This window comes from Alloalcanivorax marinus (assembly GCF_016906305.1).
Classification (GTDB): Bacteria; Pseudomonadota; Gammaproteobacteria; order Pseudomonadales; family Alcanivoracaceae; genus Alloalcanivorax; species Alloalcanivorax marinus.
In genome coordinates, this window is the sequence record NZ_JADDOL010000004.1 from 238,596 (window position 1) to 262,870 (window position 24,275).

A 24,275-nucleotide genomic window follows, 5' to 3' on the forward strand; every position below is an offset into this window, starting at 1 on the left:
ATTGCGTGTGCGTCGTCAGCCGAGGCAAAGCGTAACGCGGACGCCGTGGTCGAGGTTTTCGACGCGCAGCCAGCCGCCGTGCAGTTCGGCCACTTCGCGGACCATGGCCAGGCCCAGCCCGGAGCTTTTCTCGTGGCCCGGCGCCGGCAGGGAATAAAACCGTTCACTGACCCGGTCCAGCGCATAGTCCGGAATGCGCGGCCCGTGATTGGTCACGGTGACACCGCCGGTATCGCCGTGCCGCCAGCCGGCCACCACCAGGGTGGAGCCGGGGTCGGCGAAGCGCAGCCCATTGTCGAGCAGGTTGAACAACGCCAGCCGGGCGGTGTCCGGGTCCACGCGCAGCACCGCCTCACCCTCCAGCGCCACCGTCAGTGTCTTTTCATCGAGCAGCACCTGGCGGCTGCGGCGCCACTCGTCAAGCAGCGGCGCCAGACCCTGATCGCGCCGGGGCGGCAGGCTTTCCAGTTTCTCCAGCCGCGCCAGCGCCAGCATGCGATCCAGCAGATCACTGAGCCGCTGGCTCTCGTGCACCACATTGTCGGTCAGGCGATGCAGCGCCGGGTCGGCCACTTCCTCGGCGAGAATTTCCCCGGCCCCTCGAATCGCCGCCAGCGGGCTTTTCATTTCGTGGGTGAGCATGGCGGTGTGATTTTCCAGGCGGGACCGTTCCTCCAGCCCGCGACGCATGGCGGTGACCGCCCGCGCCAGATCGTGAATTTCATCGCGCACCCGGAAGCGCGGTGGCGCCGGCCGGCCGCCTTCCGCCACCGCCAGCGCATAGGCACGCAGGCGGCCCACCCGGCGGCTGATCCACCAGGCCAGGCCGACGCCCAGCAGCAGACACACCGCCAGCGCCATCCAACCGTAGCGGATCAGTCGCGCCTCCGCCTGGGCCACGAACGGCTGAATCGAGGCGCCGGGCTTGCCCAGGGTGACCACGCCGATCAAGGTGCCGTCGTGACGCACCGGCGCCGCCACGTACAGCACCGAGGAGGTGGGATCGTCCGGGTCGGAGCGGGTGGTGCGGGCGCCGTACTTGCCCTGCAGGGTCAGCAGCACATCGTTCCACCGCGAGAAATCCTCGCCCTCGTTCAGGCCCTGGGAATCAAAGCGCACCACGCCCCGGGCATCGGTGACGTACACATGGGTGTCGGTGCGGTTCTTGTCGAGCCCCCAGATGGTGGCGGCGGGGGCGCGTTCCGCGTAGCGCTGCAGCGCGGCGCGCAAGTCCGGGGTGATGGTGAGCCGCTGGTCGCGTGCGTCCGAGGCAATGATTTCCGCCAACAGATTGGCGGCGTCCACCAGGGTTTCCTCCGCCGACTGGCGCACCAGCGGCTTGGCCTCGCCCAGCACCAGGTCCATGGTGAACCAGCTCACCAGCCCCATGACCAGGAAGAAAATCAGCAGCAGCTGGCGGCTCAGCTTCATGGCCGTTCCAACACATAGCCCAGGCCCCGCCGGGTGGCGATCCAACCGTCACCGCCCAGCGGCCGCAGCTTGGCCCGCAGGGTCTTGATATGGGTGTCCACGGCGCGCTCGAAGCTGTCTTCCTCGCTGCCGCAGATATCCAGCAACCGGGCGCGGCTGAATACCCGGCCCGGGTGACGCACCAGGGCTTCCAGAATCCGATATTCGGAAAGCGTCAGGGACAGGGGCTGATCGCGGAACCAGGCCCGCGCCGCATCGCCGTCCACGCGCCAGTCCCGCACCGGGGCCCGCGCCGGCGCGGCGCCCTGGCGTTTGAGGATGGCGCGCACCCGGGCCACCACCTCACGGGGGCTGAACGGCTTGGTGACATAGTCGTCGCCGCCCAGCTCCAGACCCAGGATACGGTCCAGTTCGTCCTCCCGGGCGGTGAGAAACAGCACCGGCACCTCGCTGTCCCGGCGGATCCGCTTGAGCACCTCGAAACCGTTGAGGTCCGGCAGGCCCACGTCCAGCACCACCAGCGCCGGCGGGTCCCCTACCAGCACCGCCAGCGCCTGCTCGCCCCGCTCCACATGGGTCACCCGGAAGTGTTCCCTCTGCAGGGCGAAGCTCAGCGGCTCCGCCACCCTCGGTTCGTCGTCAACGATCAGAATGTGCGCCGTCACGGTGATCCCCGTTGCGAAAACGCGGTCATCATAGCACCGGCGCGACGCCTTTCGACCAACGTCGACCCGCTCTTGCCGGCACCCCGGGGCCGTTGCACACTGACGGCCGGTCTCCGAGATTCCAATAACATCAGCCCGGCGGAACCATGCATTACGACGAACGGCTCGACGGGCCCCTGCCCGAGGTGGATAAGGCGGCCCTGCTGGCCCGCCTGCAACGCGCGCTGCCCGATCTGCGCCTGCTGCACCGGCGCGAGGACCTGACCCCCTACGAATGCGACGGCCTGTCCGCCTATCGCACCGTGCCCATGCTGGTGGCGCTGCCGGAGACCCTGGCGCAGGTACAGGCGCTGATGCGCATTGCCAGCGAGGAAGGCGTGCCGGTGGTGGCGCGGGGCGCCGGCACCGGCCTGTCCGGCGGCGCCCTGCCGCTGGAGAAGGGCATTCTGCTGGTGATGGCGCGCTTCAACCGCATTCTCGAGATCGACGCCGAGGCCGGCACCGCCCGGGTACAGCCCGGCGTGCGCAACCTGGCCATTTCCCAGGCCGCCGCGCCCTACGGTCTGTACTACGCGCCGGACCCGTCGTCGCAGATCGCCTGTTCCATCGGCGGCAACGTGGCGGAGAACGCCGGCGGCGTGCACTGCCTGAAATACGGCCTCACCGTGCACAATCTGCTGAAGCTGGAGATCGTCACCGTGGACGGCGAGTGCCTGACGCTCGGCAGCGACGCCCTGGATACGCCGGGCTTTGATTTGATGGCCCTGTTCACCGGCTCCGAGGGTATGCTCGGCATCGTCACCGAAATCACCGTGAAACTGCTGCCGGCACCGCCCTGCGCCAAGGTGCTGCTGGCCAGCTTCGACAGCGTGGAGAACGCCGGCCAGGCGGTGGCCGACATCATCGCCGCCGGCGTCATCCCCGGCGGCCTGGAGATGATGGACAACCTGGCGCTGTGCGCCGCCGAGGATTTCGCGCACGCTGGTTACCCTCGGGACGCCGCCGCCATTCTGCTGTGCGAACTGGACGGCGTGGAAAGCGACGTGGACGAGGACTGCCAGCGGGTGCGTGCGGTGATGGAAAACGCCGGCGCCACCGACATCCGCCAGGCCCGCGACGACGCCGAGCGGCAGCGCTTCTGGGCCGGCCGCAAGGCGGCCTTTCCGGCGGTGGGGCGCATCTCGCCGGACTATTACTGCATGGACGGCACCATCCCGAAACGGGAGCTGCCCAAGGTGCTGGCCGGCATCGAGGCGCTGTCCCGGGAATACGACCTGCGCGTGGCCAACGTCTTCCATGCCGGCGACGGCAATATGCACCCGCTGATTCTGTTCGATGCCAATGATAGTGACCAGCTGCACCGGGCCGAGGCCCTGGGCGGACGCATCCTGGAGCTGTGCGTGGCGGTGGGCGGCAGCATCACCGGCGAGCACGGCGTGGGCCGCGAGAAGATCAACCAGATGTGCAGCCAGTTCGACGCCGACGAGATCACCTGCTTCCACGCGGTGAAGGCCGCCTTCGATCCCCAGCGGCTGCTCAATCCCGGCAAGAACATCCCCACCCTGAACCGCTGCGCGGAGTTCGGCGCCATGCACATTCATCGCGGCGAACTGCCGTTCCCCGAGCTGGAGCGTTTTTGATGGGTGACCAGTCCGAGGCCCTGCTGGAGCGGGTGCGCGCCGCCCGCGCCGAGCGCCGCCCGCTGTGCCCGCGCGGCACCGGGGGCAAAAGCCACCTGGGCCGGCCGGTGGACGGCGAGGTGCTGGATACCCTGGGCCACAGCGGCGTGGTCCATTACGACCCCAGCGAGCTGGTGGTCACCGCCCGCGCCGGCACCCGGGTCAGCGAACTGATCGCTACCCTGGCGGAGCAGGACCAGATGCTGCCGTTCGAGCCGCCCCTGTTCGGCGGCGACGCCAGCGTCGGCGGCATGGTGGCCAGCGGCCTGGCCGGCCCGCGCCGGCCCTGGGCCGGTTCGGTGCGGGACTTCGTGCTCGGCACCCGGGTGATCACCGGGGAAGGCCAGCACCTGCGCTTCGGCGGCGAGGTGATGAAGAACGTGGCCGGCTACGACCTGTCCCGGCTGATGGCGGGTAGCTTCGGCTGCCTGGGGCTGATCACGGAAGTGTCGTTCAAGGTGCTACCGCGCCCGCGCGCCACCCGTTCCCTGCAGCTGCGGCTCACCGGCGAACAGGCCCGGGACAACATCCTGGGCTGGCGCCGCCGCGGCCTGCCCCTGTCCGCCGCCTGTCACGGCGGCGGGCTGCTGCGAATACGGCTGGAGGGCAACCAGGGCTCGGTGGACGCGGCGGTGGCGGAGATCGGCGGCGAGCCGCTGGAGGACGCGCACTACTGGGAGAAACTGCGCGACCAGCGGCTGCCGTTCTTCGACGGCGCCAAACCGCTGTGGCGTCTGTCCCTGCCGCCGGCGACGCCGGTGCTGGACCTGCCCGGTGCCCTGCTCAGCGACTGGGGCGGCGCCCAGCGCTGGCTGAAAAGCGACGCGGACACCGACACCCTGCGGCAACTGGCCGCCAGCGCCGGCGGCTCCGCCACCCGTTTCAGCGGCGAGGAACCGGAGGACGCGCCGTTTCAGCCGTTGCCGGCGCCCCTGTTGCGCTACCACCAGACGTTGAAGGCCCGCCTGGACCCGGACCGGATCTTCAATCCGGGCCGGCTCTACGCGGACCTGTAACCGGAGGCCGGCCATGCAAACCCGACTCAGCGACACCGCCCGCCAGCTGCCCCGCGCCGAGGAGGCGGAATCGATCCTGCGCAGCTGCGTGCACTGCGGCTTCTGCAACGCCACCTGCCCCACCTACCAGCTCACCGGCGACGAACTGGACGGCCCGCGCGGGCGCATCTATCTGATCAAGGAAATGCTGGAAGGCAACGAACCCGGCGAAGGCACCCAGCAGCATCTGGACGCCTGCCTGAGCTGCCGGGCCTGCGAAACCACCTGCCCTTCCGGCGTGGACTATCACTCCCTGCTGGACATCGCCCGGCCGGAACTGGAACGCCGGGTGCCCCGTTCGCCACGGGACCGCCTGCTGCGCCGGGGCCTGCGCGCCCTGATGCCGCGCCCCCGGCTGTTCGCCACGCTGATGGCGCTGGGCCGTCTGGCCCGACCGCTGGCGCCGGCGGCGCTGAAAGAGAAAATCCCCGCCCGGGTGCCATCAGCGGGCCACTGGCCGAGTGGCGACCACCCACGCCGGGTGGCGCTGCTGGCCGGCTGCGTGCAACCGGCCCTGTCGCCCAACACCAACGCCGCCACCGCCCGGGTGCTGGACCGCCTGGGCATCGGCGCGGAAGTCTGGTCCGGCGCCGGCTGCTGCGGCGCCGTGGATTATCATTTGGGGGGGCATCTCGACGGCCAGGCCACGGGCCTGGCCCGGGCCAAACGCAATATCGACACCTGGATCGCCGCCCTGGACGACGGCGTGGAGGCGATTATTCCCACCGCCAGCGGCTGCGGTGCCTTTATCAAGGAATACGGCAAGGTGCTGCGGGACGACCCGGCTTACGCCGACAAGGCCCGCCGCGTCAGCGAGCACACCCGGGACCCGGCGGAATTTCTCGCCGGAGAGGATTTGGAAGCGCTGGCGGTACACGCCGAAGGCCGGCTGGCCTTTCAATGCCCGTGCACCTTGCAACATGGCCAGCGTCTGGCCGGCGTCACCGAAGGCGTGCTCACCCGCCTGGGCTTCGACCTGACCCCGGTGCCGGACGCCCACCTGTGCTGCGGCTCCGCCGGCACCTATTCGATCACCCAGCCGGCCCTGGCCCGGCAACTGCGCGACCGCAAACTCGACGCCCTGGAAAGCGGCCAGCCAGATGCCATCGCCACCGCCAATATCGGCTGCCAGATGCATCTGGGCGCGGCCGGGCGTACGCCGGTCAGGCATTGGGTCGAGATTCTCGACCAGGCGTTATCCGAGATGCTTGATCGCGACTGAAGTCGCTCCTACCGCTTCCATTGGACATACGGTGCGTTCGGAGCCGCTGTAGGAGCGACTTCAGTCGCGATCGACGACACCCGGCGCCCTAAACCTCCGGCATGCGATCAAACCACGGCTTCGCCTTCTCCAACTGACCGGCCAGGGCCAGCAGCCGGCCTTCGTCGCCGTGGGCGCCGACGAACTGCACGCCCATGGGCAGGCCGCTGGCGCACCAGTGCAGGGGCACCGACATGGCCGGCACGCCGGTGAAGTTGGCGAGCTGGGTGAAGGGCACGTACTTCATGTTTTCCCGGGCCATTTGCTCCACCAGGCCGGACTTCATCACCAGCTTGCCGGCGCGCAGCTTGAGGATCACCTTGAGGGCGTTCTGCTGCCAGGCCGGCGTGGCGGCGGCACCGATGGCCGCCGGCTGCAGGGCCAGGGTGGGGGTGAGCCAGAAATCATAGCGATCGTGGAAGTCCGCCAGCTGCTGGGCATAGAGCTGGCCGCGCTGGTAGAAGCCCAGATACTCGTCGGCGCGGGTGGCGTGGCCGAAGGCGGCCATGGCCAGGGTGTCCAGCTCGAAACCTTCGTCGCCGCAACCGGTGAGTTCCTTGACTCGGGCCACCTCGCCGGCGCACTTGGTGAACCAGATGCCCAGCCAGTCCATGCTCATGGCCATCATGTCCAGGGACGGCGCCGCCTCTTCCACCTGGTGGCCCAGGTCCTGCAGCAGGCGAGCGGTGTCCTCCACCGCCTTGACCGCCTCCGGGTCCACCGGGGTGCCGATGGGCGAGGTCAGGGAGAAGCCGATCTTCAGCGGCGCCGGGTCACGGTCCAGTTCGCTGAGGTAGGCGCGGGCCGGCGGCGCGATGCGGAACAGGGCGCCGTGCTCGTCGCCGTGGGTGGCGTCCAGCAGGGCGGCGGAGTCGCGCACCGAGCGGCTCACCACATGGTTCACGGAAATGCCGTGCAGGGCCTCGGTGAACTCCGGCCCCCAGGGGGTCCGGCCACGGCCGGGCTTGAGCCCGAACAGGCCGCAGCAGGCGGCGGGAATGCGGATGCTGCCGCCCCCGTCGTTGGCGCCGGCGAACGGCACCACGCCGGCGGCGGTGAGCGCCGCCGAACCGCCGGAGGAGCCGCCGGGGGTGTGATCCGTGTTCCAGGGGTTGCGGGTGGCGCCGAAGGACTCCGGTTCGGTGACGCCCTTGGAGCCGAACTCCGGCGTATTGGTGCGGCCGAACGGCACCGCCCCGGCGGCCTTCCAGCGGCGCACCAGTTCCGAGTCGCGGGGGGCGCGAAAATCCATCTCCCTGAGCGCCTTGTTACCGGAGTAGGACGGCGCCCCGCCGATTTCCTGGAACAGGTCCTTGACCAGCATCGGCACCCCGGCGAAAGGCCCCTCCAGCGGCCCGGCCGCGCGTTGCCGGGCTTCCTCATAGAGCGGAATGATCAGGCCGTTGAGCTTCGGATTCACCGCCTCTGCCCGCTGGATCGCCGCCTCCAGTACTTCCCCGGCGGACACCTCCCCCTTGGCCACCAACTCCGCCAACCCCAGACCGTCATGGCGCCGGTATTCTTCAAATTTCATGATGGTATCCTTGTTGTTTGTAGGAGCGGCTTCAGCCGCGATAACAGCGTTGATGATCGCGGCTGAAGCCGCTCCTACGGTGCCACAATCCCCCCACGAAGCACATCAGCCCGGAGGCCCCATGAAAGCAGTCGGCTTCAATCAACCCCGCGCCATCGAGGACGTGCACGCCCTGGAAGACATCGAACTGGACCAGCCCACCCCCGGCCCCCGGGATCTGCTGGTCGCCGTGGAGGCGGTGTCGGTGAACCCGGTGGACACCAAGGTCCGGCAGCGACCGCTGGCGGAAAAAGGCTACAAAGTCCTGGGCTTCGACGCCGCCGGCCGGGTCGAGGCGGTGGGTGCCGAGGTGCGCGGCTTTCTGCCCGGCGACCGGGTCTGGTACGCCGGCGCCATGCAGCGCCCGGGCTCCAACGCGCAGTACCAGTGCGTGGACGAACGCATCGTCGCCAAGGCACCGGAAAGCCTGGGCCTGCAGGAGGCGGCGGCGCTGCCGCTGACCACCCTGACCGCCTGGGAGGCCCTGGAAGACCAGCTCGGCCTGACCCCGCAAAACGCCGACGGCAAAACCCTGCTGATCGTGGGCGGCGCCGGCGGCGTGGGCTCCATCGCCGCGCAGCTGGCGGCGCGCCACTTCGGCATGACGGTGATCGCCACCGCCGGCCGGGAGCGCTCCGCCGACTGGTGCCGGGCCATGGGCGCCCACCACACCATCGACTACCGCAAGGGCCTGGTGGCACCGCTCAAGGCCCTGGGCATCGAGCAGGTGGACGCCATCCTGCTGGCCCAGGAGCCGGACGGCTACTGGAACGACGTCTGTGAACTGGTGGCGCCCCTGGGCGGCATCGTCTCCATCGTCGACGCCCGCGGGCCGCTGGACACCAACCCGCTGAAGCCCAAGAGCGCGCGCTTCGCCTGGGAGTTCATGTTCACCCGGGCCCTGTTCGGCGTGGCCATGGAACGCCAGGGCGAGATTCTCAGCCAGGCGGCGAAGCTGCTGGACGAAGGCGTGCTGGAAACCACCCTGGCGGAAACCCTGGGGCCGATCAACGCCAGCAACCTGAAGGAAGCCCACCGCCGCATCGAGGGCGGCGGCACCATCGGCAAGCTGGTGCTGGCCGGCTGGGACTGATCACACCGTCCGCTCAGGGCGGCCCACAGGCCGCCGGCGACTCCCCAAGCTGCAGATTGTGCAGGCACAGCACCGGCGCCAGCGCGAAGGTGCGCCGCCAGAGCAGCGGCCACACTTCCTCATTGACCATGGGACGCGGTAGCCGGGTGCTCACCATGGGGGCCCAGCCGTCCCGGGCCCGCTCCGCGATCACGAACTGGAAAGGATGGGCGCCGGGCACGCCCAGGCGCACGTCGGTGACCACCAGCCGGTCGCCGTTGCGCCGGTAATCGAGAAACCCCCGGGTGAACCAGGCCAGACGCTGGCCATCCGGCAGGGCGGCCGCCGCCCGCTCCAGTTCCGGGCGGCGCGGAAACCGTTCCACGGTGAGCGGGCCATCGCCGTCGAACACGCCGGTGACCATCTCCAGACGGGCCGCCGGCGCCATCACCGTGGCGCGCCACAGAAAGGTGGAGAACGGCATCGGCTGCACCATCACCGGGGCGTCCTCGATGCCCCGCTCCGCCAGCACCCCCTCCACCCGCTGGGTCATCCATTGCTGGGCCACCAGACTCCACAGCAAATAGCCGCTGGACAGCGTCAGCCCCACGGCCAGGGCCCGGGTGGCCGGCGGCCGGATCAGGGCGATCACCACCGCCACCAGCAGCGGCAGGGTATAAAGCGGGTCGATAATGAAAATGCTGTTCAGGGCCACCGGCGGCCCCAGCGGCCACCACAGCTGGGTGCCGTAGGTGGTGAAGGCGTCCAGCAACGGGTGGGTGATCAGGACCAGGCCGGTGAACGCCAGGGCGCGTCCGAAGCTCACCGAGGTTTTCCAGCGACTCAGCAGAAACGCCAGCAGCAGCGCCAGGGGCGTCAGGATCAACAACGAATGGCTGAAGCCCCGGTGCTCGGAAAAATTGGCCACCGCGTCGCCGTAATCAATCAGCACGTCCAGGTCCGGCAGGGTGGCCAGCGCCGCCCCGGCCAGCACCGCGCCACGCCCCCAGCGCCGCCCCAGTACCGCGCCACCGAGCGCGCCGCCCAGGGCCGCCTGCGTCAAAGAATCCATGCCGTGCTCCAGAAAAGGCAAAAGGAAAAATAGCGGCGTTATTCAGAGGCGCCTTGAATCCCACCCATAGAAAGCATCCATACCGTCGCCGACGGTACCGTCAACCCTTTGAATAATATTGTAAAAAGCGGCCCGTGAAAGAAACTTGCGCGGTGATTTCCCGGTTTCAGCGCTTGCGTCCGTGAGGAGAGCGTCAAAAAATGGTCGTCAATGCCGGCCATGCTGACAGATCCATACCGTCTTCACCTCTCACGCAGGAGATGCCGTATGCTCGACTCACGCAGCCAGGACGACGCGCACCGCACCGGATCGCGCGCCATCGACGACCTGATCGCCACGGTGTTGGCCAACGCCGATGTGCAGATCAATGGCCGGCGCCCCTGGGACCTCCAGATTCACCACCCGGACACCCTTTCCAGAATCGCCGCGCAGCGCTCCCTGGGCCTGGGCGAATCCTATATGGACGGCTGGTGGGACTGCGACGCCCTGGATGAGTTCACCTTCCGCATTCTGCGCGCCGGCGGCGACCACCTGGGCAAGAATAAATGGACCCTGGCGTTGCAGTTGCTCGGGCACAGCCTGCGCAACCGGCAAAGCCTGCGCCGTGCCCGGCAGGTGGCGGAGCGGCACTACGACCTGGGCAACGATCTGTTCGAAAAAATGCTCGACCCGACCATGGCCTACAGCTGCGGTTACTGGAAGGACGCGGAGACCCTGCATGAGGCCCAGGAAGCCAAGCTCGACCTGATTTGCCGCAAGCTGGAGCTGGAGCCGGGCATGACGCTGCTGGACATCGGCTGCGGCTGGGGCAGCCTGCTGGAATACGCCGCCCGGCACTACGGGGTGCGCGCCCACGGGGTCACCGTCTCCACCGAACAGGCGCGGCTGGCCCGGGAGCGCTGCAAGCATCTGCCGGTGGAAGTGCTGCTCAAGGATTACCGCGCGGTGACCGGTCAGTACGACCGGGTGGTGTCGGTGGGCATGTTCGAGCATGTGGGGCGGCGCAACTACCGCACCTTCATGGAGACCAGCCGGCGCCTGCTCAAGGATCGCGGCCTGATGCTGCTGCACACCATCGGCAACAACGAAAGCACCCACTGCCACGACGCCTGGATCAACAAGTACATCTTCCCCAACGGCGAATTGCCGTCCATCAAACAGATCGCCCAGCAGGCGGAGCACCGCTTCGTGGTCGAGGACCTGCACAATTTCGGCCCGGACTATGCACGCACCCTGAAAGCCTGGGACGCCAACTTCCAGGCCCACTGGCCGGAACTGAGCGGGCAGTACGACGAACGCTTCCAACGCATGTGGCACTACTACCTGAACCTGTGCGCCGGGGCCTTCCGCGCCCGCACCATCCAGTTGTGGCAGTGGGTCTTCTCCAAGCCCGGCCACCGGGTGCAGGCCTATCGCGCCCCCCGCTGAGCGCCGCGACGCCGGCCCTGGCGCGGGGCCGGCGGGCGGTGGCATAATGCGCCCAAAGCGGATCACGAATCATTCTCAATCCTATCGCGACCCCTGTCGGGGCGGGCGCACCCATGCACGCGGACGACCTGTTTCAACGACATGCCGGGGAACTGAACGGCTATCTTTGCCGGCGCCTGGACTCCCCGGAACAGGCCGCCGATCTGTGCCATGAGGTCTATCTGCGTCTGCGGCGGCTGGATCCGCCCGCCGAGACCCTGACCAACCCCCGCGCCTTTCTGTTCCGCATTGCCCGCAACCTGCTGATCGACCACCTGCGCCAGCAGCAAAGCCGCCCGATCACCGTGCCCCTGGGCGACCCGCACCTGCATCTGGAAAGCGGCGCCCCCACGCCGGAGTCCGCCGCCAGCAGTGCCCAGGCGGTGGACGGCCTGCGAACGGCGCTCACCGACCTGCCCGACCCGGTGCGCCAGGCCTTGCTGTGGAACCGTCTGGACGGCGTCAGCCAGCGCGAGATCGGCCAGCGCCTGGGCGTCTCCGAGCGCATGGCCGGCAAGTACATCGCCCGGGCCCTGGCCCACTGCCGCGCGCTGGTGGCGGCCCTGGTGGTGGTCGTGGTGGTCGCCGCCGCCCTGCCCTGGTCGCTGTGGACCGCGGACGTCCGCACCGGCGCCGGCGAGCGCCGCACCCTGACCCTGGCGGACGGCGGCCGGGTGATTCTGAACGGCCGCAGCGCCATCAATATCGACATCACCGACCAGCACCGCCGGGTGGAGGTGGTGCGCGGCGAAGCCCTGTTCCAGGTGGCCAGCGACCAGGCCCATCCGTTCCGGGTGCGGGCCGGCGACGCCCGGGTGCGGGTCACCGGTACCCGCTTCGAGGTGCGCCGCCGCGACGGCACGGTGCGCCTCACCGTGGCCGAAGGCAGCGTGGCGGCCAGCGACGGGCGCCGCGAACGCCAGCTCACCGCCGACCAGCAAGTGCACTGGCGGGACGGCCGCCTCGGCCCGGTGGCGGCGGTGGACGCCGACGCCGCACTGGCCTGGGCCCGGGGCCGGCTGGTGTTCCGGGACCGCCCGTTGGGCGAACTGCTCGCCGATCTGGGCCCCTACCATCCGGATCGGCTGGTGCTGCTCAACGACGCGCTGGCCGGACAGCGGGTCAGCGGCACCTTCGCCACCGATCAGCCGGAGGCGGTGTTAAGCGCCCTCACCCGGACCCTGCCGGTACGGGTGCTGCGGCTGCCCGGTCTGGTGGTGCTGTATTAAAAATTTTCCTTTCCCGGTTCAGAAACCGGCGCCAGGTTCGTCTTCCTCCGTGTCTTTGTCGCGAATGGTTGCCATTCGCACTTTTGGAAGAAGGGTACCGACAACATGAAATCAATGACTTACCCCCGCCTGGCGCTGCTCGCCGCCGGGCTGATGCTGGCCGGCGCCGTGCGCGCCGTACCGCTGGACATTCCCGCCCAGCCCCTGGACGCCGCCCTGGCGGAGTTGGCGGAGGCCACCGGCCAGCAGCTTCTGTACGACGCCGACGCCACCCGCGGCAAACGGAGCCCGGCCCTGCGCGGCGACTACGGCGTCCGCCAGGCCCTGGCCCGGTTGCTGGCCGGCAGCGGGCTGCGTTACCGGATCAACGACGACGGCAGCCTCACCCTGGAACCCGCCCCGGTCACCGAGAGCACCCTGGCGCCGGTGGCGGTGAACGCGGAAGCCGCCACCAAGGTGGACACGCCCACCCTGGAAACGCCCCAGTCGATCTCCGTGGTGCGACGCGCGCAAATCGAGGAGCAGGGCTCCGACACCGTGCAGCAGAGCCTGCGCTATACGCCGGGGGTGTTCACCGATCAGATCGGTGCCTCCCAGCGCTATGACTATGTGTCGCTGCGCGGCTTCTCCGACGACAGCATCGACAACATTTATCTGGACGGTCTCAAGACCATGGGCGACGGCGGCACCTTCAGCTCCCTGCAGATCGATCCGTATTTCCTGGAGCGGGTGGAAATCGTCAAAGGGCCCACCTCGGTACTGTACGGCCGGGCCTCCCCGGGCGGTCTGGTCAACCTGACCAGCAAGAAGCCGCTGTTCGAAACCCGTCAGGAACTGCGTTTCGGTGTCGGTGACCACGACTATCGCGGTGCCGGGTTCGATTTCTCCGGGCCGGTCAATGATCGGGTGGCCTACCGGATCGTGGGCCTGGCCGACCAGCGCGACACCCAGTTCGACCCCCTGGAACAGGAACGCCGCGCGATCATGCCCAGCCTGACCCTGGCACTGGGCGACAACACCCAGCTCGATCTGATGGCCTATTACCAGGACGACCCGGAAGGCGGCAGCCACAGCGGCGTGCCCGCTGAAGGCACGCTCTACCCCCGCAACGGCCGCTATATCGACAACGATTTCTTCGAAGGCGAGCCGGGCTATGAACAGTTCGAGCGCACCCAGAAAATGCTCGGCTATCAGCTGCAGCACTTTCTCAACGACACCTGGAGCCTGCGCCAGAACCTGCGCTACATCACCAGCGACGTGAACCTGCAACAGGTCTACAGCTACGACTGGGTGGGCTCGGGCAATCAATTAAGCCGCTACTACTCCGGCGCCGACGAACAGCTCGACGCCTACACCGTGGACAACCAGGCGCGGGCGGATTTCGCCACCGGCCGCCTCCGACACACCTTGCTGGTCGGCGTCGACTACCAGCATCGCGACGTGGACGCCGCCTGGAGTGACGGGGCCTTTCCGGCCATCGACGCCTTCGACCCGATGTACGGCGCCGCGCCCACCGCTATCGGCGACCCGGTCCATCATCAGCGCAAGCTGATTCAGACCGGTGTGTATGTGCAGGATCAGATCGCCCTGAACCGCTGGCGTTTCTCCCTGGGGGGCCGTCAGGATTGGGTGCGCACCGCCAACCTCAACGAAAACACCGGCGCCCGCTCCAGCCAGGACCGGGAACAGTTCAGCGGCCGCGCCGGCGTGCTCTACCGGTTCGACAACGGCCTCGCCCCCTATGTGAGCTATTCCGAGTCGTTCAACCCGAGCGTCTACACCGACGCCGACGGGGACCCGCTGGAACCCACCGAAGGCACTCAGTACGAGACCGGCCTCAAGTACCAGCCCCGCGGGGGGCGCGGCCTCTACACCCTGTCCCTGTTCCATATCGATCAGGAGAACCTGGCGATCCGCGAGCCCCAGTCGGCGGTCTATCTGCCGGTGGGCGAAATCCGTTCCCGGGGCGTGGAGCTGGAGGCCCAGACGCTGCTCACCGACCGTTTCCGGGTGCAGGCCAGCTACACCTACACCGACATCGAGTACCGCGAAGCGGAACCCGACATCGACGGCAACCGGGTCAACCAGGCGCCACGCAACCAGGCCAGCGCCTGGGGGCACTATCGCTTCGACGGCGGCCCGCTGTCCGGCTTCGAGGTGGGCGCCGGCGTGCGCTACACCCAGGGTATCCAGGCCGACCGGGAGAACACGCTGGAGGTGCCCGCTTACACCCTGGTGGACGCGGTGCTGGGGTATGACTTTTCCGCGCTGGGCGTGGACGGCCTGAGTGCGCGCATCAACGCCAACAATCTGCTCGACAAGGAGTACGTGGCTTCCTGCTATTCGCTCAACTACTGCTACTTCGGTGCCGAGCGCAGCGTCATGGCCACGGTCAACTACCGTCTCCGTTGATTTTTTTCAAACTTTACCGACTTTCATGACAACGCCGTCACGGCCGCCCGCCTTTGCACAAGCTTTTACATAGACGCTCTCGCGCGGCGCCGTGAAATCGCCAATGCTAAGCATCGAACGGCATTCCGAGGGTGCCGTTCGGGATGGACCCCGGCCTCGGCCATGGGACGGCTACTAACAAAATCGTTACGCAGAATCAGGCAAGAAAAGCCCAGCTTTGACCTACCGCCACGCGCGGCCGCCGCCTTAGGGTAGCGTCCGACAATGGCGACCGCCGGGACCGGCGGCCGGGATCCGCTAACGTGATTTCTGTGGAACGGACAACGATGGACACTGACTCCGCCAACGCCGCCACAACGCGGCGTGCCGATTACCGATACGGTCTGGGACTGACCGCCGCCCTGCTGCTGGGCGCCGGCGCCGCCAGCGCGCAAACCGTGCCGGACCTGCCCGGCGACGCCGCCACCTGGTCCTCCGGAGGCGTGCAGCTGGCGCAGCTGGATCGCGATGAGCGCACGCCGCGCCGGCCGCGCCCGGCCCCCCGCCAGGAGCCGGAGCGGGAGAGCTGGTCGTTCGCGTTCGACAACGACGCCCTGGTGCCCACCGGGCGCGACCAGGACTACACCTACGGGCTCAGCTTCTCCTACACCGGCCGCGACGCCCGGGACGCCTGGTACTCCATGAATCCGCTGCTGACCGGTCTGGATCGCCTGTTCGGCGTGGACGGCCGGGCGCCGGAGAATATCGACGGCCACAGCATTGAGTTCGGCCTGTTCGGCTTCACCCCGGAGGCCAAGGAAGTGGCCGAACCGCTCTACAACGACCGGCCCTACGCCAGCCTGATCTACCTGTCCCAGTCACGCACCCAGATCGACCGCCAGAACAATGTGGCCTGGTACAGCAGCCTGACCGTGGGCGCCCTCGGCCTGGCCATCGTCGGCAATGGCCAGAACGCGGTCCATAAAGTGATCGGCAGCGAACGGGCGGAAGGTTGGGACCACCAGGTCAGCGACGGCGGCGAACCCACCGCCCGCTACACGGTGGCCCGCCAGAAGTTCTTCGACGTGGGCGATAACCTGGAAGTAAAAAGCACCCTGCAGGCCTCCGCCGGCTACATTACCGAGGCGCGCTGGAGCCTGAGTTTTCGCGGCGGCCGCCTGGCCGATCCCTGGTGGCGGTTCAATCCGGAGCTGACCAGCTACGGCGACGGCGCCGCCCGCGACAACGGCGGCGCGGCGCCCACCGAGAGCTATTTGTGGGGCGGCGCGGCGGTGGTGGCGCGGGGCTACAACGCCTTTCTGCAAGGCCAGTTCCGCGACAGCGAAGTCACCTACGACTCCGACGAGCTGAATCATATGATTCTGGAAGCCTGGCTCGGCTACACCCACGCCTTCGATAACGGTTGGCGGGTCAGCTATGTGCTGCGCGGCCACACTTCCGAAGTGCGCGAGGGCACCGCCGACCGCAACGTGCTGTGGGGCGGCCTGATCCTGGCGAAAACGTTCTGAGGAGGGCGCCGTCTAATCGGCCTGGCCGGCGGCGATCTGGGCGCGGATGTGCTCGCCCACCAGCGCCGCCAGGCCGGAGGCATTGCCGAAATAGTCGAGCAGTTCGATGCTCAGATGCGGGTGCCGCTCACGGGCCTCGCGCACCTGCGCCGGAATGTCCGTGGACACGTGCTTGCCGTTGTTGAAAAACAGCGGGTACACGTAGACCGCGTCCACCGGCTGATGCTCCAGCTGCTGCAGCGCCTCCTGCAACGAGGGGCGCGCCAGTTCCAGAAAACAGGGCAGCACCGCCGCGTAGTCGTGGGCGGCTTCCGCCACCGTTTCCACCAGCGCTTCGAATTCCCGGTTGGCCGCTTCCGCGCGGCTGCCGTGGGCCATGATCAACAACGCTTTTTTCACTGATACCTCCCAATAAAGCTAGTCTTTCCACAGCGACGAGGCGGCCTCGATCACCAGGGCATGACGGCGGGCCAGGGCCGGTCGGTCGTCGTCATAGCCCCCGCCGATGACCGTGGCCACCGGCACGTCATGATCGCGACAAAGCGACAGCACCCGCCGCTCCCGCTCGGCCAGACCGGCCAGGCTCACCGACAGCCGCCCCAGCGGATCGCCGGCGTAGACGTCCACCCCGGCATCGTACAGCACCAGGTCCGGGCGCACCGTTTCCAGCAGATGACTCAGCGTTTCCGTGACCGTGCTCAGGTAGGCGTCGTCCTCCAGCCCGGGCGGCAGCCCCACGTCCAGATCGCTGTGCATCTTGCGGGTGGGGAAATTTTTCTCGCAATGAATGGAGCAGGTAAAGGCGCGCGGCTCATCGGCCAGGATGGCGGCGGTGCCGTCGCCCTGGTGCACGTCGCAGTCAAAAATCAACAGCCGCTCCACCCGCCCCTGGGCCAGCAGCGCCCGGGCGGTCACCGCCAGATCGTTGAGCACGCAGAAGCCGGAGCCGAAATCGTAATGGGCATGGTGGGTGCCGCCGGCCAGATGGCAGGCAATGCCGTGGCGCAACGCCAGCCGGGCGGTGACCAGGGTGCCCATCGGCGCGATGCAGGTGCGCCGGGCCAGCTCCGGGCTCCACGGCAGCCCCAGGCGTTTGGCTTCCTTTTCCTCAAGCCGGTCGTTGAGAAAACGGTCCAGGTAGTCCGGGCAGTGCGCCAGCGTCAGCAGCGCCGGCCGCGCCCGACCCGGCCGGTGCAGGTTGGCGGGCGTGGCGATGCCGGCCCCGGTGAGCCGCTCGTGCAGCAGCCGGAACTTCTCCATCGGAAAACGATGACGGCCCGGGAACGGGAAACTGTAGGACGGATGGTAAACCAGCGGTATCGGCATGGGCGCAGTATACCGGAGCCGGCCCGCTCAGGACGTCTCCGGCAGGGCCGCCAGCCCCTGCCCCAGCACCCGGTACAGCGTCACCCGCGCCAGCAAAACGTTGTAGCGCAGCTCCAGGGCGTTCTGGCGGGCGCTGTTCAGGCTGGTCTGGGCGTCCAGCACCGAGGTCAGCTCAATCTCGCCTTCCCGGTAGCGCGCTTCGGCGATCTGGAAACTCCGTGTCGCCTGGCGCAGGGCTTCCCGCCGGTGCACGTCCTGCTCATCCAGCGCATTGATGTTACCGAGACTCTGCTCCACCTCGGAAAGCGCGGTGAGCAAGACGCTCTGATAGCCGGCCACCTGCTCCAGCCAGGCGGCCCGGGCCACTGTGTTCTGCCCGCGGGTGGCACCGCCATCGAACAACAACTGGCTGAGCGAAGCCGCCAGGCTGTACACCGCATCACCGTCGAACAGATCGCCCAGGGAAGCACTGGCATAGCCGGTACTGCCGGTCAGGGTCAACGACGGCCACCAGGCGCTGCGCGCCACCGCCACGCCGTAATCGGCGGCCATCACGCCGGCCAGGGCCGCGCCCACGTCCGGGCGCTGGGCCAATACCCGCACCGGCAGGCCGGGCTGCACCCCGGGCAACGTCAGGCCGGCGAGCCCCCCGCGGTCCAGCGCGAACTCCTGGGGGGTGTCGCCGACCAGCACCGCCAGCGCGTAACGGGTCTCCCGGGCCTGCTGGCGCAGGGCCGGCAACGCCGCCCGTTGATTGGCCACCAGGGTGCGCTGCTGGGCCAGGTCCTGGGGGGAGACCGCGCCGTAGCGCACCTTGGCCTCGACCAGCTCCAGCACCTGTTCGGACAGCGTCAGGCTTTCCCTCGCCAGGGCCAGCCGGTCTTCCAGGTAGCGGCTTTGCAGCCAGGTGCCGGCCACACCGGACAGCACCGTGAGCCGCACGCTGTCCCGGTCGAACCGGCTGGCCTCCAGGTTGGCCTCGGCGATGGCCCGGTTGGTGCGCAGGCGCCCCCACAGGTCCAGCTCGTAGCTGGCGTTGGCGTTGAGCCGGAAACTGTCGACGCCATCGCCGCCGCCGACGGTGCCGGAGGTGGAAGCGCCGCCGCCCAGGGACAGGCTCGGAAACAGGGTGGCGCCGGCCTGCCGCAGGCGCCCCTCGGCCTGCAGCACCCGGGCCGCCGCCGCTTGCAGGTCGGTGTTGTCGCTTAACGCCCGGGCCACCAGCCGGTTCAGCTCGTCACTGCCAAAGCCTTGCCACCAGGCCGGCGTGTCCACCGCCGCGCGACTGTCGGCCAGCTGATTCTCCCACTGTTCGGGCACCGCCGGCTCGGGCATCTCCAGCCCGGAGCGCACCGCGCACCCGGACGCCAGCAGCAGGAACGCCGCCATCACCAGCGTCCGCTTGCCGCTTACGGCTTGAAGCTTGAGACCGGGTTTATTCATTACTGAGCGCCTCCACCGGATTCAGGCGGGCGGCTTTCAGCGCCGGCGCGAAACCGAACACCAGCCCGATCACCGCCGCGCACAGGAAGGCGGCCACCGCCACCGGTACCGAAAACAGAATCGGCAGCCCGAACAGCGTCAGCAGCAGGCCCACCGCCACGCCCAGCGCCACGCCGATCACCCCGCCCAGAGCCGAGACCACCACCGCCTCGGTGAGAAACTGCTGCAGGATGTTGCGCTGACGGGCGCCGGTGGCCATGCGAATGCCGATCTCGTGAATGCGTTCGGTGACGCTCACCAGCATGATGTTCATCACGCCGATGCCGCCCACCAGCAGGGAAATGGCGGCGATGGAACCGAGCAGCATGGTCAGGGTGTTCTGGGTGTCGGACACCATGTCCAGCAGCGAGGCCATATTGAACACCCGCACGTCCTCGGTGCCGTGGCGTTGGGTGAGCCGTTCCACCGCCGCCTGCTCGGTGGCGTCGATATGCGCCACATCGTCCACCGCCAGGGTGATGGAACGCAGATAGTTCTGGCCGAACAGGCGCAGGGTGCCGGTGGACAGCGGCACGAACACCACGTCGTCCTGGTCGTCGCCCCAGTTGGTGGCGCCCTGGGCGCTCATTACGCCGATCACCTGGAAGGGAATGCTGTCCAGCAGAATGAACTGCCCGAGGGCGTCGCCGTCGCCGAACAGTTTCTCGCGCACGGTGCGGCCGATCACCGCCACCGGCGCGTAGCGGTCCTGGTCCACCCGCGAGAAGAAAATACCGGACTCCGGCCGCCAGTCGCGCAGCAACGGATAATCCTCCGACACCGCCTTGACGCTGGTGGTCACGTCCTGGCCGTTGGCGCGGGCGGTGGCGCTGCCGGCGATTTCCGGCACCGCCGCGTGCACATTGGGCAGCTCGCGGAGCGCGTCCGCGTCGGCGGGTACCAGGGTGGCGATGACACCGTCGGCCACCCGCTGCTGGCCCCGGTCCGGGCGGATCACCAGCAGATTGGTGCCCATGTCGCCGATGCGCGCCACCACGTCCTGTTTGGCGCCCTGGCCGATGGCCAGCATCACCACCACCGCGCCCACGCCGATGACGATGCCGAGCAGGGTGAGCAGGGTCCGCAGCCAGTTGGCGCGCAGGGAGCGCAGCGCCATGGTCACCGCTTCCCCCACCTCGCCGGCGTCCGGTACCCGGCTTTCCTCCGGCGGGCTGAGATCACCCGGGGCATCGGCCCCGGGACGGCGCGCCGGACGCCGCCGGGTATCGGCGACGATGCGACCATCGTGCAGTTCCACCACCCGGTCGGCGTGGGCGGCCACGTCGGCGTCATGGGTGATCACGATCACCGTGTGGCCGGCTTCCGCCAACGCCTGCAACTGGGTCATTACCGCCTCGCCGCTGACACTGTCCAGGGCGCCGGTGGGCTCGTCGGCGAGAATCACCCGGCCGCCGTTCATCAAGGCCCGGGCGATGGACACCCGCTGCTGCTGACCGCCGGAAAGCTGCCAGGGGCGATGGTCCAGCCGGTCGCCCAGGCCCAGGTCGGTGAGCAACCGTTGCGCCCGCTGGCGCCGCTGGTCGCGGGACAGGCCGGCGTAGATCGCCGGCAGCGCCACGTTTTCCCAGGCGCTGGCGGTGCCGATCAGGTGGTAGCTCTGGAACACGAAGCCGAACATTTCCCGGCGCAACCAGGCCAGCGCCTGATGGTCCAGCTCGCCCACATCGCGGCCGGCGAAGCGGTAGTCCCCGTCGCTGGCCCGATCCAGGCAACCGAGGATGTGCATCAGGGTGGACTTGCCGGAGCCGGAGCTGCCCATGATCGCCACGAATTCCCCGGCCTCGATGCGCAGATCGATGCCGTGCAGCACCTCCACGTCCTGTTCGCCGCCGGGGTAGCGCTTGCGGATGCCGCTCAGCTCGATCAGCGGTGCCATCAGAACAGCCCCCGCCGGCGCGGCGCGTCCGTCTCCCGGGCCGCCTGAACCTGACCGATCACCACGGTGTCGCCGTCGCTCAGCCCGTCCAGGATCTGCGTGCGCACCCGGTCGCTGACGCCGGTGGTCACCGGCTGGCGGCGGGGGCGGCCCTTGCCGTCCAGCACCTGCACCCAGGTGTTATCCGCGTCGCCCTTGATCGCCGCCGCCGGCACGCTGAGCGCCTGCTCGGCGGCCTCGACCACGAAGAACACCTGGGCGGTCATGCCCGACATCAGGCGGCCCGCCGGGTTGTCGATGTCAAATTCCGCGGTATAGAGCACCACGTTGTTCACTTCCTCGGGGGTGGGCAGCACCTGGCGCAGGGTGGAGCGATAGCGCACCGCGCCGTTGCCCAGGGTATTGAAGTACACCGGCATGCCCGGCGTGAGCCGGTCCACGTCCGCCTCGGACACCTGGGTGGAGACGGTCATGCTGGACAGGTCGGCGATGCGCAGCAGAGTCGGCGTGGTCTGGTTGGCGTTGAGGGTCTGGCCCTGGCGCGCTTCCAGGGTCACCACGGTGCCGTCGCGGGGGGCGTAGATGGTGGCGTAGCCCAGGGTGGCGCGGTCGCCGGCCAGGGAGGACTCGTTCTGTTTGATCTGCGCCTGCAGCACCTTGAGCTGGGCGCGGGTGGTGGCCAGGCTGGCACGGGCGGTTTGCCAGGCGTCATCGCTGGTGGCGTCGGCGCCGCGCAGCCGCTCCTGGCGCTGAAACTGCAGCTGCGCCAGTTCCAGTTCGGCGCGCTGCTGTTCCAGTTGCGCGCGCAGGGCGTCGAGCTGGGCTTCGCCCTCGTCCACCCGGGCCTGCTGCACCGACGCATCGATCTCCGCCAGCAGCTGGCCTTCCTTGACCTTGTCGCCCACGTCCACGTGCAGCTTTTCCAGCTGGCCGGACACCTGAGCGCCCACGTCCACGTAGTCGAGGGGTTCAAGGGTGCCCAGCGCGGTGACCCGGTCCTCGATGTCGGCCCGTTCCACCGACGCGGTGCGCCATTGGTCGGCGCCGGCGGCGGCGGGCCAGCGCCACCAGAGCAGCGCCGCCAGCAGCACACCGGCGAACACAATCAGAAGAGGATGACGTTTGATCCAGCCCATCGAAGACACCGCCCCATTGCAGAATGCGGCCACTGTAGAAGGCAACGGTGCAAACAATGTGCGCGCTTTGCGAAAGAAAGGATTAAGAATCCTCGCGGAACGGCGCCACCAGGTGGGTGAGGTTTTCCACACTCAGAATCATGGCCAGCGCCATCAGCCGGCCCAGCTCTCCACGGGGGAAACCCCGGTCGGCGAACCACAGCAGATAAGGCTCGGGCAGATCCACCAGCGGCCGCCCCTGGTATTTGCCGAAGGGCATGGTGCGCTGGCACACGGCGATCAGATCTTCGTTCTTGAAACTCATGGCTTATCGGAGTCGGACGGGCAATCCGTGCAGCCTAACGCCCACGGCAGTCGCTGCCAACGTCCGGCGCATCGCAGCAGCCGGCGGGCGGCGCGCGCCCGGCGCGTTCCTCCTCCCTGGTCTGACGCAGAATCGCCAGGGCACTGTGGGTAAACAAACCGGCGATGGCCAGGGCGACCAGCACATCGGGCCAATGGCTGCCGGTCAGCATCACCAGCGCCCCCGCCACGATCACCGACAGATTGGCGATCACATCGTTACGCGTGCACAGCCAGGCGGAGCGGATGTTGGCATCGCCCTGACGGTAGCGCAGCAGCAACAGCAGGCTGAGTCCGTTGGCGACCAGGGCCACGACACCCACCGTGGAGATCAGGCCGCCGGAGGGCACGACGCCAGCGGCCAACGCCCACAAACTATCGACCAGCACCAATACGCCGAGTACCAGCAGTGACCAGCCCTTGATGCGCGCGGCACGCCAACGCCAGGCCAGGGATTGGCCCAGGGCCCACAGCGTCAGCCCATAGGTCGCGGCATCGCCGAGGAAATCCAGGGCGTCGGCGCGCAGTGAGCGGGATCCGATCACCAGCCCGATCAGCGCCTCGACGAAGAACATGGAAAGATTGATCAGCAACACCGCGATCAAGGCACGGCGATAGGCGGGCGGGGCACCCCGCTCCAGTTCCGGCTCACAACAGGCCATCGGTTCTCTCCTTCGCTACGATCTTCAGGGGCTGGTCTGCAGGGTGCAGACGTGATCGCTGTCGCCGCGCTCCACCTGGAAGGTGCTGTGGCCGATGCGAAAGCGTTGGTGCAGTTGTTCCGCCCGTTCATCCAGCCAGGCGTCGCCGGGGTGGCCGTCGGGCATCACCAGGTGCACGGTGAGCGCGGTTTCGGTGGTGCTCATGCCCCAGATGTGCAGATCATGGATGTCGGTGACGCCGGGCTGATCGCGCAGCCAGGCGTCCACCTCGGGCAGGTCGATGCCGGCGGGCACCGCATTGAGCGCCATCTTCAGGGATTCACGCAGCAGCCCCCAGGTGCCGATCACGATCACCACGGTGATCACCAGGCTGGTGACCGGGTCCAGCCAGTTCCAGCCGGTGTAGAGGATCACCAGGCCGGCCAGCACCACCCCCACGGAGACCGCCGCGTCGGCGGCCAGATGCAGAAAGGCGCCGCGCAGATTCAGGTCCTCCTTGCTGCCCTTGACGAACAGCCAGGCGGAAACGGTGTTGATCAGCACGCCGATGGCGGCCACCACCATCACCGTCACCGACGCCACCTCCGGCGGGTCCAGCAAACGCCGGAAGGCATCCCAGCCGATGGCGCCGCAGGCGATCATCAGAAACATGGCGTTGGCCAGGGCGGCCAGGATCGAACTGCCGCGCAAACCGAAGGTAAAGCGGCTGTCCGGCGCCCGGCGCGCCAGCCAGGCGCCGCCCCAGGCCAACACCAGGCCGAGCACATCGGACAGGTTGTGCCCGGCGTCGGCCATCAGGGCCGAGGAGTGGGCGATAAAGCCATAGATGAATTCCACCGCGGTGAACCCCAGGTTCAGCGCGATGGCCAGCGCGAAGGCGCCGTTCATGGTGGACGCCCCGCCGTGGGCGTGGCCGTGGTGATGGCCTGAATGGTGGCCGTGGTCGTGGGGCATGAAGAGCCTCCCTGGTGCCGATGCCAATAGTGAAACACCTGTAGTGGCTACA

20 protein-coding genes are annotated in these 24,275 nt (G+C 68.4%); 8 read left to right on the forward strand and 12 right to left on the reverse strand.

The window, feature by feature from the left end:
* Positions 1 to 15 precede the first annotated feature (15 nt).
* Positions 16 to 1,431: a two-component system sensor histidine kinase CreC gene (gene creC, locus IM760_RS05460; RefSeq protein WP_204427526.1), complete on the reverse strand. Its 1,416-nt coding sequence runs from the start codon at positions 1,429 to 1,431 to the stop codon at positions 16 to 18.
* Positions 1,428 to 2,096 (reverse strand): two-component system response regulator CreB, encoded by a 669-nt coding sequence (gene creB / locus IM760_RS05465; protein WP_338021371.1) that lies wholly within the window; start codon positions 2,094 to 2,096, stop codon positions 1,428 to 1,430. The genes creC and creB overlap by 4 nt, the downstream gene beginning before the upstream one ends.
* A 146-nt stretch (positions 2,097 to 2,242) precedes the next feature.
* On the opposite strand from creB, the gene glcD reads away from it, so the two are divergent.
* Genes glcD through glcF form a run of 3 tightly spaced genes read left to right on the forward strand, consistent with a single transcriptional unit; the run spans position 2,243 to position 6,052 of the window.
* Complete coding sequence (glcD, locus tag IM760_RS05470) at positions 2,243 to 3,736, forward strand: glycolate oxidase subunit GlcD (protein ID WP_204427527.1); 1,494 nt, start codon at positions 2,243 to 2,245, stop codon at positions 3,734 to 3,736.
* Positions 3,736 to 4,791, forward strand: a complete 1,056-nt coding sequence (gene glcE / locus IM760_RS05475; RefSeq protein WP_204427528.1) for a glycolate oxidase subunit GlcE — start codon at positions 3,736 to 3,738, stop codon at positions 4,789 to 4,791. The genes glcD and glcE overlap by 1 nt, the downstream gene beginning before the upstream one ends.
* Before the next feature lie 13 nt (positions 4,792 to 4,804).
* Complete coding sequence (glcF, locus tag IM760_RS05480) at positions 4,805 to 6,052, forward strand: glycolate oxidase subunit GlcF (protein ID WP_204427529.1); 1,248 nt, start codon at positions 4,805 to 4,807, stop codon at positions 6,050 to 6,052.
* Positions 6,053 to 6,140: 88 nt separating this feature from the next.
* On the opposite strand, the gene IM760_RS05485 is transcribed toward glcF, so the two are convergent.
* Positions 6,141 to 7,625 carry an amidase gene (locus IM760_RS05485; RefSeq protein ID WP_204427530.1) on the reverse strand — a complete coding sequence of 495 codons (1,485 nt, stop codon included), beginning with the start codon at positions 7,623 to 7,625 and terminating at the stop codon, positions 6,141 to 6,143.
* 121 nt (positions 7,626 to 7,746) lie between these two features.
* Between IM760_RS05485 and IM760_RS05490 the strand changes: the two genes are divergently transcribed.
* On the forward strand, positions 7,747 to 8,757 hold the full coding sequence (locus IM760_RS05490) for a zinc-binding alcohol dehydrogenase family protein (protein ID WP_204427531.1): 1,011 nt from the start codon (positions 7,747 to 7,749) through the stop codon (positions 8,755 to 8,757).
* A 13-nt stretch (positions 8,758 to 8,770) separates the two neighbouring features.
* Here the strand turns inward: IM760_RS05490 and IM760_RS05495 are convergent, their stop codons facing one another.
* Positions 8,771 to 9,808 carry a metal-dependent hydrolase gene (locus tag IM760_RS05495; protein WP_204427532.1) on the reverse strand — a complete coding sequence of 346 codons (1,038 nt, stop codon included), beginning with the start codon at positions 9,806 to 9,808 and terminating at the stop codon, positions 8,771 to 8,773.
* Positions 9,809 to 10,075: 267 nt separating this feature from the next.
* On the opposite strand from IM760_RS05495, the gene cfa reads away from it, so the two are divergent.
* From cfa to IM760_RS05515, 4 genes are all read left to right on the forward strand, one after another.
* Positions 10,076 to 11,236, forward strand: coding sequence for a cyclopropane fatty acyl phospholipid synthase (gene cfa / locus IM760_RS05500; RefSeq protein ID WP_204427533.1), 1,161 nt, complete (start codon positions 10,076 to 10,078; stop codon positions 11,234 to 11,236).
* 113 nt (positions 11,237 to 11,349) lie between these two features.
* Positions 11,350 to 12,504 (forward strand): sigma-70 family RNA polymerase sigma factor, encoded by a 1,155-nt coding sequence (locus IM760_RS05505; protein WP_204427534.1) that lies wholly within the window; start codon positions 11,350 to 11,352, stop codon positions 12,502 to 12,504.
* Positions 12,505 to 12,609: 105 nt separating this feature from the next.
* Positions 12,610 to 14,916, forward strand: coding sequence for a TonB-dependent siderophore receptor (locus tag IM760_RS05510; RefSeq protein WP_239549620.1), 2,307 nt, complete (start codon positions 12,610 to 12,612; stop codon positions 14,914 to 14,916).
* A gap of 326 nt (positions 14,917 to 15,242) precedes the next feature.
* Positions 15,243 to 16,424, forward strand: coding sequence for a lipid A deacylase LpxR family protein (locus IM760_RS05515; protein WP_204427535.1), 1,182 nt, complete (start codon positions 15,243 to 15,245; stop codon positions 16,422 to 16,424).
* A gap of 12 nt (positions 16,425 to 16,436) precedes the next feature.
* Here IM760_RS05515 and IM760_RS05520 read toward each other — a convergent pair whose 3' ends face one another.
* From IM760_RS05520 to IM760_RS05555, 8 genes are all read right to left on the reverse strand, one after another.
* Positions 16,437 to 16,823: a sirohydrochlorin chelatase gene (locus tag IM760_RS05520; RefSeq protein WP_204427536.1), complete on the reverse strand. Its 387-nt coding sequence runs from the start codon at positions 16,821 to 16,823 to the stop codon at positions 16,437 to 16,439.
* Positions 16,824 to 16,841: 18 nt separating this feature from the next.
* Positions 16,842 to 17,750: a histone deacetylase family protein gene (locus IM760_RS05525; protein ID WP_204427537.1), complete on the reverse strand. Its 909-nt coding sequence runs from the start codon at positions 17,748 to 17,750 to the stop codon at positions 16,842 to 16,844.
* Between the two features lie 27 nt (positions 17,751 to 17,777).
* Complete coding sequence (locus IM760_RS05530) at positions 17,778 to 19,193, reverse strand: efflux transporter outer membrane subunit (RefSeq protein ID WP_239549621.1); 1,416 nt, start codon at positions 19,191 to 19,193, stop codon at positions 17,778 to 17,780.
* Positions 19,186 to 21,129, reverse strand: a complete 1,944-nt coding sequence (locus tag IM760_RS05535) for a MacB family efflux pump subunit (protein WP_204427538.1) — start codon at positions 21,127 to 21,129, stop codon at positions 19,186 to 19,188. The genes IM760_RS05530 and IM760_RS05535 overlap by 8 nt, the downstream gene beginning before the upstream one ends.
* Positions 21,129 to 22,265 carry an efflux RND transporter periplasmic adaptor subunit gene (locus tag IM760_RS05540; RefSeq protein WP_204427539.1) on the reverse strand — a complete coding sequence of 379 codons (1,137 nt, stop codon included), beginning with the start codon at positions 22,263 to 22,265 and terminating at the stop codon, positions 21,129 to 21,131. The genes IM760_RS05535 and IM760_RS05540 overlap by 1 nt, the downstream gene beginning before the upstream one ends.
* Before the next feature lie 82 nt (positions 22,266 to 22,347).
* Positions 22,348 to 22,569, reverse strand: coding sequence for a DUF3820 family protein (locus tag IM760_RS05545; RefSeq protein ID WP_204427540.1), 222 nt, complete (start codon positions 22,567 to 22,569; stop codon positions 22,348 to 22,350).
* A gap of 34 nt (positions 22,570 to 22,603) precedes the next feature.
* Positions 22,604 to 23,269 (reverse strand): cation efflux transmembrane domain-containing protein, encoded by a 666-nt coding sequence (locus tag IM760_RS05550; RefSeq protein WP_204427541.1) that lies wholly within the window; start codon positions 23,267 to 23,269, stop codon positions 22,604 to 22,606.
* Between the two features lie 24 nt (positions 23,270 to 23,293).
* On the reverse strand, positions 23,294 to 24,223 hold the full coding sequence (locus IM760_RS05555; RefSeq protein WP_204427542.1) for a cation diffusion facilitator family transporter: 930 nt from the start codon (positions 24,221 to 24,223) through the stop codon (positions 23,294 to 23,296).
* Positions 24,224 to 24,275: the final 52 nt, after the last annotated feature.

What these genes read in the sequence shown, in the direction of transcription:
- creC (WP_204427526.1), bottom strand. Translation starts at nt 1,431, where the DNA reads ATGAAGCTGAGCCGCCAGCTGCTGCTGATTTTCTTCCTGGTCATGGGG.
- glcD (WP_204427527.1), top strand. Translation starts at nt 2,243, where the DNA reads ATGCATTACGACGAACGGCTCGACGGGCCCCTGCCCGAGGTGGATAAG.
- glcE (WP_204427528.1), top strand. Translation starts at nt 3,736, where the DNA reads ATGGGTGACCAGTCCGAGGCCCTGCTGGAGCGGGTGCGCGCCGCCCGC.
- glcF (WP_204427529.1), top strand. Translation starts at nt 4,805, where the DNA reads ATGCAAACCCGACTCAGCGACACCGCCCGCCAGCTGCCCCGCGCCGAG.
- IM760_RS05485 (WP_204427530.1), bottom strand. Translation starts at nt 7,625, where the DNA reads ATGAAATTTGAAGAATACCGGCGCCATGACGGTCTGGGGTTGGCGGAG.
- IM760_RS05490 (WP_204427531.1), top strand. Translation starts at nt 7,747, where the DNA reads ATGAAAGCAGTCGGCTTCAATCAACCCCGCGCCATCGAGGACGTGCAC.
- IM760_RS05495 (WP_204427532.1), bottom strand. Translation starts at nt 9,808, where the DNA reads ATGGATTCTTTGACGCAGGCGGCCCTGGGCGGCGCGCTCGGTGGCGCG.
- cfa (WP_204427533.1), top strand. Translation starts at nt 10,076, where the DNA reads ATGCTCGACTCACGCAGCCAGGACGACGCGCACCGCACCGGATCGCGC.
- IM760_RS05505 (WP_204427534.1), top strand. Translation starts at nt 11,350, where the DNA reads ATGCACGCGGACGACCTGTTTCAACGACATGCCGGGGAACTGAACGGC.
- IM760_RS05510 (WP_239549620.1), top strand. Translation starts at nt 12,610, where the DNA reads ATGAAATCAATGACTTACCCCCGCCTGGCGCTGCTCGCCGCCGGGCTG.
- IM760_RS05515 (WP_204427535.1), top strand. Translation starts at nt 15,243, where the DNA reads ATGGACACTGACTCCGCCAACGCCGCCACAACGCGGCGTGCCGATTAC.
- IM760_RS05525 (WP_204427537.1), bottom strand. Translation starts at nt 17,750, where the DNA reads ATGCCGATACCGCTGGTTTACCATCCGTCCTACAGTTTCCCGTTCCCG.
- IM760_RS05530 (WP_239549621.1), bottom strand. Translation starts at nt 19,193, where the DNA reads ATGAATAAACCCGGTCTCAAGCTTCAAGCCGTAAGCGGCAAGCGGACG.
- IM760_RS05535 (WP_204427538.1), bottom strand. Translation starts at nt 21,129, where the DNA reads ATGGCACCGCTGATCGAGCTGAGCGGCATCCGCAAGCGCTACCCCGGC.
- IM760_RS05540 (WP_204427539.1), bottom strand. Translation starts at nt 22,265, where the DNA reads ATGGGCTGGATCAAACGTCATCCTCTTCTGATTGTGTTCGCCGGTGTG.
- IM760_RS05545 (WP_204427540.1), bottom strand. Translation starts at nt 22,569, where the DNA reads ATGAGTTTCAAGAACGAAGATCTGATCGCCGTGTGCCAGCGCACCATG.
- IM760_RS05550 (WP_204427541.1), bottom strand. Translation starts at nt 23,269, where the DNA reads ATGGCCTGTTGTGAGCCGGAACTGGAGCGGGGTGCCCCGCCCGCCTAT.
- IM760_RS05555 (WP_204427542.1), bottom strand. Translation starts at nt 24,223, where the DNA reads ATGCCCCACGACCACGGCCACCATTCAGGCCATCACCACGGCCACGCC.